Genomic DNA, 7,130 nt, shown 5'->3' on the forward strand with positions numbered 1-7,130 from the left:
TTGCATGGAGCAACTCATCGCCATCATCGAAAAGGGCCAACCCTTTTTCAACGCGATCGCCCGCAACAAGTACCTCAAGGCGATCCGCGACGGCTTTATCTCCGTCATCCCCATCATCATCTTCTCGTCCATCTTCTGCCTGGTAGCCTCGGTCCCCAACATCTGGGGTTTCTACTGGCCCGATGACATCAACAACGCCCTGTGGAAGTGCTACAATTACTCCATGGGCATCCTGGCCATCGCCTGCGCCGCCACCACGGCCAAGCACTTCGCCGACGCTCAGAACCGCGACCTGCCCAAGAACAACCAGATCAACTTCATCTCGTGCATGTGCGCGGCCATCATCGGCTTCTTGCTCCTTTCGAGCGACACGATCGCCACGGACGCCGCCAGCGGCTTCAACACCACCTATCTTGGTTCCAAAGGCCTGCTGACTGCCTTCATCGCTGCATTTGTGACCGGCATCATCTACAAGTTCTTTATTAAGCGCAACATCACCGTCAAGATGCCCGAGCAGGTTCCGCCCAACATTTCGCAGACCTTTAAGGACATCATCCCCTTCTCCGTCTGCATCACCGTCTTTTGGGTCTTTGACATCGTCTTCCGCGCTGCCTTTGGCTTCTGCTTTGCCCAGGGCGTCATCCAGGTGTTCCAGCCCCTGTTCACCGCCGCCGACGGCTACATCGGCCTCGCTGTGATCTACGGTGCCATGAGCCTGTTCTGGTTCGTCGGCGTCCACGGCCCCTCGATCGTCGAGCCCGCCATCGCCGCCGCTCTCGTTGCCAACATGACCGACAACCTGGCTGCGTTCCAAGCTGGCCAGCACGCTTCCGCTGTCCTGACCCAGGGTGCCCAGTACTTCGTCGTCTGCATGGGCGGCACCGGCGCCACGCTCGTCCTGGTCTTTATGTTCTGCTTCCTGGCCAAGTCTCAGGAGATGCGCGCCGTCGGTAAGGCAGCCATCGTCCCCGTGTGCTTTGCCGTCAACGAGCCGCTGCTGTTCGCCGCGCCTATCGTGCTCAACCCCGTCTTCTTTGTCCCGTTTGTTTTTGCCCCGATCGCCAACATCTGGATCCTCAAGGTCTTTATCGACTTCTTGGGCATGAACGGCTTTATGTACACCCTGCCCTGGACCGTCCCCGGCCCCATCGGCACCATCATGGGCCTGGGCTTCCAGCCGCTCGCCTTTGTGATGCTCGCCATCATCCTAGTCGTCGACTTTGCCCTGTACTACCCGTTCTTCCGTGCCTATGACGCCCAGAAGTGCGCCGAGGAGGCCGAGATCTCCCAGGAGGAGCTCGCCGCCAAGAACGCCGAGAAGGCCGCCAAGCTCAACGATGCCTTCCAGGGCAAGGCTGACGCCAAGAGCGTTGCCGCCGGCGCTGCTGCCGAGGCCGTGAAGGTCGACGCCCCTGCCGCTTCTGCAGCACCCGCTGCCGAGGCAACGACCGCCAGCGACCTCAACGGCAAGCGCGTGCTCGTGCTCTGCCAGGGCGGCGGAACCTCGGGTCTGCTCGCCAACGCGCTGGCCAAGGCTGCCAAGGAGCGCGGCATCAATCTTGAGACCGCTGCCGAGGCATATGGCAACCACGTGGACATGCTCCCCGACTTTGACCTGGTCGTCCTGGCTCCGCAGGCCGCAAGCTACCTGGCCGACCTTCAGAAAGACTGCGAGCGCGTGGGCAACAAGTGCGTCGCCTGCCGCGGTAAGCAGTACATTGAGCTCTCCCAGAACGGCGACAAGTCTCTCGCCTTCGTGAGTGAGCAACTTTCGAAGTAAGTAACGCCCAGGGCCAGCCGACCATCCAAGACCGGCTGGCCCTTCGATTTAGACGATTGGATCATCATGTCCGTTAATCCTGCTAGCGTCACCAACCCGCCCGCGCAGTTTCCCGAGGACTTTGTCTTTGGCGGCGCCACCGCTGCCTACCAGGTAGAGGGCGAGACCCGCACTCACGGTAAGGGCAAGGTTGCCTGGGACGACTTTCTGGAGGCCCAGGGGCGCTTCTCCCCCGATCCCGCTTCGGACTTCTACAACCAGTACCCCGTCGACCTGGAGCTGTGCGAGGAGTTCGGCATCAACGGCATTCGCCTCTCCATCGCCTGGAGCCGCATCTTCCCCAACGGCACCGGCGAAATCAACCCCGAGGGCGTCCAGTTCTACCACGATCTCTTCGCCGAGTGCCACAAGCACCACGTTGAGCCGTTCGTCACGCTGCATCACTTTGACACGCCGCTTCCCCTCTTTGAGAAGGGCGACTTCCTCAACCGCGAGACCATCGACGCCTTTGTGGACTTTGCCACCTTCTGCTTTAAGGAGTACGCCGACCAGGTGACCTACTGGTTCACCTTTAACGAGATCTGGGCCGACGCCTCCAACACCTACATCGAGGGCACCTTCCCCGGTGGCGTCAAGGCGCATCTGGCCGAGGCCTTCCAGTGCGAGCACAACATGATGCTCGCCCACGCCAAGGCCGTGCTGGCCTTCCACAACGGCGGCTTTAAGGGCAAAATCGGCGTCATCCAGTCGCTGGAGTTTAAGTACCCGCTCAACGAGAACGACCCCGCCGACATCAAAGCCGCCAACAACGAGCACGTGCTGCAAAACCAGTTCTTGCTCGACGCCACCTTCCGCGGCGACTATGCGCCCGACACCCTCGAGTGCGCCAACCGCCTGGCTGCCGTCTCGGGCGGCACCATCGAGATCCTAGACGAGGATCTGGAAATCATGCGCGAGGCCGCGCTCTACAACGACTACCTGGGCGTTAACAACTACCAGTGCCGCTTCTTGAAGGCTTACGACGGCGAGAACGACCTGCACCACAACGGTACGGGCGAGAAGGGCACTGGCCGCTGGCGCGTTAAGGGTATTGGCGAGCATGTGAACAAGCCTGGCATCCCCACCACCGACTGGGACTGGATCATCTATCCCGAGGGCCTGTTCGATCTGCTCGTCTACATTAAGCAGCGCTACCCCAACTACAAGCAGATTTTCATCACCGAGAACGGCATGGGCTACAAGGACCCCTACAAGGACGGTTTTGTGGACGACCAGCCGCGCATCGACTACATCGAGCAGCACCTGCGTTGGCTGCTCAAGGCCATGGAGGTGGGCGTCAACGTGGGCGGCTACTTCCTGTGGAGCCTGCAGGATCAGTTCTCCTGGACCAATGGCTACAACAAGCGTTACGGCTTCTTTTACGTTGACTTTGAAACCCAGAAGCGCACGCCCAAGGCAAGCGCCTACTGGTACAAGCACGTGGCGCAGACCCGTCGTCTGGACTAGTGGCTGGCGGGGTTGCCCGCTCACACAACCTGTCCCCATTTCTCAGCCGGGGGCGGCACGTCACACGGCGCGCCGCCCCCGGTCTTTTTGTTTTTGGGCTGGTCGGGAGCCGTTTGTCTCGATCTGTAACATCTGACCCGCGGTTTCGGCCCCAACTGTTACAGATCGAGATGAACGGGGTGGGCCGGGCCGAATTGTCTCGATCTGTAACACTAAACCCGGTTTTGGGCGTCTACCTGTTACAGATTGAGACAAACGTACCGGCCAATCCTCTCAATCTCAATCTATAACAGTTAGCCGGTTATTTCTCCCCTACCTGTTACGGATCGAGATGAATAGATTAGACCTAGCCTAAAAATCTCAACCTGTAACACGTAGCCGAGTTTTTCAGTCCAAACTGTTACAGATCGAGACAAACAGGCCGAGCAAGCTACACCCGTAGGTCTTTCACGCTGGAGCATTCGACCAGCACGCCCGAAACAAGCGTACGGCTTCTGGAGCTCGGGGCTTCTAGGCACGCAACGACCTCGTCGGGCGCACGGACACCCAGCCCGCGGTGACGGAACTTCACCGACATATCCCGAAAACTCGATCCCCGGCTTAGCTTGCGCGCATTATCACAATAAAGCCCCAACGATACACGGTCCTGCGGTTCAATGAGCCACAGGACCGCATTCCACCGATCAGATAAAGATCGTCATATACAGAGGTAGATATATCCTATGCCCTTCAGCCCTGAGCTGTTTTGGGTGAAGAACTATCTCTTCTCCGACTCGTCGTTCGAATCGTCTGCCGAAATCGTCAAGCGAGATTGTTGAATACGATTTGGAAGATTTAACTTCAACAGGAGTGACCCGCGGTTTTCCAGCCGCGTCTTCAAAGCCGCGCGAAACAAGAAAATCAATTTCACGCGTTCTGGGCCGACTCCCCTCCGTTTTGGAAGGCTCCTGCCAGCTGTAATAAAAAAGCGAATGCCCCAGACTCTTAAGCTGCTGCGCCACGATGTTCTCGATTAGCATTCCTTTATTAATTGAAATTCTTCCAAATTGAATGTCTCTATGAACATCCATAAGGTCCGGACCATCATCAAACGCCAAGCTCACGAGCAATCCCGTGTCCGCCATATAGCATTTAAGCGAAGACGCGTCCTCGTGCAGGCGGTAACCCACGCTCGGATCACTGCATAAATAGCAACGGTTAATCAGTCGCGCATCCTCAAGCCAGATTAACGCCGACTCATATGTCTCAAAACGGGACCCCTTCTCCAAGCTGTCAAATTTGAACCGTTTATTTGCCGCAGATAATTGACCCGGAATATCATCATAAACCGCCCGCGCACGTCTAGCGTCCGAACCTCCAAACTTGGCAATGTCCTCCCTGTACAGTGCGATAATCTGTCGTTTAACCCTGTCGCATCCTCTAAAATCATTCTCTGCCACAAAGGAGTCGACCGACTGAGGCATACCACCGACAAGCATATACTCATCAAATAATCTCATGCACGTCGCATGAACGCCGTCCGGAAGCGCGGTCCGAGATTCGCGCGCTTTACGGATCTCTTCTGCATAAAGATCTTTTCCGGTCGCCCAAAGATACTCCTCAAAATCGAGGGGCTCGAGAGGGATCCTTTCTTCCTCTGACGGTATGACAATGCTATCGACATTCTTTTTGATGGAGACAAGAGAGCCTGTCTCGATGTAATCAAATCTGCCGTCTTCTACAAGATGCTTTATGTATTCGCGCGCGATGGGAAACCGCTGCACTTCATCAAAAATGACCAGCGACTCTCTCGGTTCGAGGGCCTTACCATACTGCAGCTGAAGCATGCGTAAAAAAAGATCGACATCTTCACGATGGTTCAGAAATATATCGAGCGTGGCTTTGCTAGCAGCCGAAAAGTCAATGTACAGATAATCCTTGTATTCATTTTGCGCGAAGCACTTGACGAGCGTCGTTTTGCCAACGCGTCTTGCACCCTCAATAAGCACCGCAGTGCGCCCTTGCGAGCGTTCTTTCCACTCCTGCAGACGATCATATGCCTTCCGTTTAAACATAATCTCACCTCAGCATAATTTACGTGCTAGTTTACAAAAATACCGACCTTCAGATATATCTAATAATACAAAAATACCGAGCTTTAAATGAGCTTATAGCTACAAAAATACCGACCATTGCATTGGTCTAAACATACAATAATACCGAGCTTCATGTATAACGGATGCTATGCCGAGCCGTCTCGATCTGTAACACTAAACCCGGTTTTGGGCGTCTATCTGTTACAGATCAAGACAATTCAACGATGCCGACTATTCGATACGGTGTGGTACAATTATGTCCCAACGCAAAGGAGGTACCTATGCCCACCTGTGTGCCTGTCCGAGACATGAAGGACACCGCTGCATTTACCGCGCTTGTTGAGTCCGAGCGCGACGTCACCGTAACCAAGAACGGCTACGAGGCCATGCACTGCATCAGCAGCGACCAGTATCGCCTCATGCAAGACGAAATCGCCAAAGCCAAGCTGCTGTCTCGCATGATGCTGGCAGAAGACGAGATATCGCAAGGCGACTACAGCGACTACGACTCCTTCGCGACCTCGATACGAGACAAATATGACCTATAACGTCGTAATACTCAAAAGCGCACGATACGAATACGAGAGTATTGTCGGATACCTTGCTCAAATCCTCATGAATCCACGTGCAGCAGGCAATTTTGTTGCTGAGTTTGAATATCAGCTTGATCTGCTTCGCGAGCAGCCGCTCCTACGGCCTCTCTCCCATATACGAGAGCTGGCGGCACGCAATTATCGATCGTTTCCCGTCAACAACTACGTGTGTCTTTACAAGTGTGAGCGCGATACGATCTATATCGCCCATGTCTTTCACCAGTCACAGGACTACGCCCGCCTGGTCTAGCCCGGCAGCACGAGCTAGCAGATGACCTGCGTGTGTTCCTCGATGGCGGCGCGGTCCTCGGCGGCGATACCTGGCTCGCACACCACGGCGTCTAAATTGTCCAGGCGACAGAAGGTATAGAAATCGCGCTTGCCGATCTTGCTGGAGTCGGCGATCAGATAGCGCGAGTCTGCCTTGCTAAAAGCGAGCTGCTGGATACGGCCCTCGTCCATGTTGGACGTAGACACGTCACCGTCCAAGATGCCGTTGGCGCCGATAAACGCCGCATCGATGCCCAGCGCGCGCAGGGTATCCTCGGCCGTTGGTCCCACAAAAGCGGCGGTGCGGCGACGGTACATACCGCCCACGAGGCACAGCTCGCAGTCTTCGCGCGCCTCGAGCAGGTTAAACACCGAAAGCGAATTGGTCACAATGCGCAGGCGAAACGTCGGCAGCATCGAGGCCATCTGCTCAACCGTGGTGCCCGTGCCCAAAAAGATGGTCGAGCCCTCCTCGATAAGCTCCACAGCACGGCGCGCAATCTGCAGCTTTTCCTCGGCATGCTTAGTGCGCTTTTCGCTGTGCGAATACTCATGGCGCAACATAGCGTGCGGACGGCCCTGTGCACTGCGGGCTCCGCCGTGCACGCGCTCAATCTCGCCTAGGCTCGCAAGTTCTTCGAGGTCGCGGCGAATCGTCATGTCCGAAACGCCCAACGCATCCGAAATCTCTTTGACCGAGACCGTGCCCTGCTCCTCGAGCAGCTGACGAACCTTATCCTGTCGCTCTGCCTTAATCACGATGAATCCTCGCCGTTCTTTGCGCGCATATCATTCAAACAGTAACGAACAAATTGTATCAGACTCGTACGCGTCAAAAATGAACGCCCGCACAGGGTGGCGCGCGCAGACGTGGTGTAAGAGCGTCCCGAGGTCCGTCGCTGCAAG

Annotated in this window: 7 protein-coding genes; 4 read left to right on the forward strand and 3 right to left on the reverse strand. The window is 56.1% G+C overall.

Going from position 1 to position 7,130, the window contains the following annotated elements; genetic code table 11:
- The first annotated feature begins 4 nt into the window (after window positions 1-4).
- On the forward strand, window positions 5-1,780 hold the full coding sequence (locus DW645_RS06645; RefSeq protein ID WP_118226963.1) for a lactose/cellobiose PTS transporter subunit IIB: 1,776 nt from the start codon (window positions 5-7) through the stop codon (window positions 1,778-1,780).
- A 66-nt stretch (window positions 1,781-1,846) separates the two neighbouring features.
- On the forward strand, window positions 1,847-3,286 hold the full coding sequence (gene lacG, locus DW645_RS06650) for a 6-phospho-beta-galactosidase (RefSeq protein WP_022094685.1): 1,440 nt from the start codon (window positions 1,847-1,849) through the stop codon (window positions 3,284-3,286).
- 430 nt (window positions 3,287-3,716) lie between these two features.
- Here lacG and DW645_RS09950 read toward each other — a convergent pair whose 3' ends face one another.
- Both DW645_RS09950 and DW645_RS06655 read right to left on the reverse strand, forming a co-directional pair.
- Window positions 3,717-3,857 (reverse strand): hypothetical protein, encoded by a 141-nt coding sequence (locus tag DW645_RS09950; RefSeq protein WP_158551494.1) that lies wholly within the window; start codon window positions 3,855-3,857, stop codon window positions 3,717-3,719.
- A 112-nt stretch (window positions 3,858-3,969) separates the two neighbouring features.
- Complete coding sequence (locus DW645_RS06655; protein ID WP_117629883.1) at window positions 3,970-5,340, reverse strand: ATP-binding protein; 1,371 nt, start codon at window positions 5,338-5,340, stop codon at window positions 3,970-3,972.
- Between the two features lie 302 nt (window positions 5,341-5,642).
- On the opposite strand from DW645_RS06655, the gene DW645_RS06660 reads away from it, so the two are divergent.
- Window positions 5,643-5,909: a type II toxin-antitoxin system Phd/YefM family antitoxin gene (locus DW645_RS06660; protein WP_117799771.1), complete on the forward strand. Its 267-nt coding sequence runs from the start codon at window positions 5,643-5,645 to the stop codon at window positions 5,907-5,909.
- The gene (locus tag DW645_RS06665) at window positions 5,899-6,204 is read left to right on the forward strand and encodes a type II toxin-antitoxin system RelE/ParE family toxin (protein WP_117785945.1); all 306 of its coding nucleotides are present in this window, start codon (window positions 5,899-5,901) and stop codon (window positions 6,202-6,204) included. The genes DW645_RS06660 and DW645_RS06665 overlap by 11 nt, the downstream gene beginning before the upstream one ends.
- 14 nt (window positions 6,205-6,218) lie before the next feature.
- On the opposite strand, the gene DW645_RS06670 is transcribed toward DW645_RS06665, so the two are convergent.
- Complete coding sequence (locus DW645_RS06670; RefSeq protein WP_233540578.1) at window positions 6,219-6,983, reverse strand: DeoR/GlpR family DNA-binding transcription regulator; 765 nt, start codon at window positions 6,981-6,983, stop codon at window positions 6,219-6,221.
- Window positions 6,984-7,130: the final 147 nt, after the last annotated feature.

It is taken from the genome of Collinsella sp. AM23-17, from assembly GCF_003470945.1.
Classification (GTDB): Bacteria; Actinomycetota; Coriobacteriia; order Coriobacteriales; family Coriobacteriaceae; genus Collinsella; species Collinsella aerofaciens_O.

Excerpts from the sequence above, each read along its gene's own strand:
- DW645_RS06645 (WP_118226963.1), top strand. The coding sequence starts at position 5 with ATGGAGCAACTCATCGCCATCATCGAAAAGGGCCAACCCTTTTTCAAC.
- lacG (WP_022094685.1), top strand. The coding sequence starts at position 1,847 with ATGTCCGTTAATCCTGCTAGCGTCACCAACCCGCCCGCGCAGTTTCCC.
- DW645_RS06655 (WP_117629883.1), bottom strand. The coding sequence starts at position 5,340 with ATGTTTAAACGGAAGGCATATGATCGTCTGCAGGAGTGGAAAGAACGC.
- DW645_RS06660 (WP_117799771.1), top strand. The coding sequence starts at position 5,643 with ATGCCCACCTGTGTGCCTGTCCGAGACATGAAGGACACCGCTGCATTT.
- DW645_RS06665 (WP_117785945.1), top strand. The coding sequence starts at position 5,899 with ATGACCTATAACGTCGTAATACTCAAAAGCGCACGATACGAATACGAG.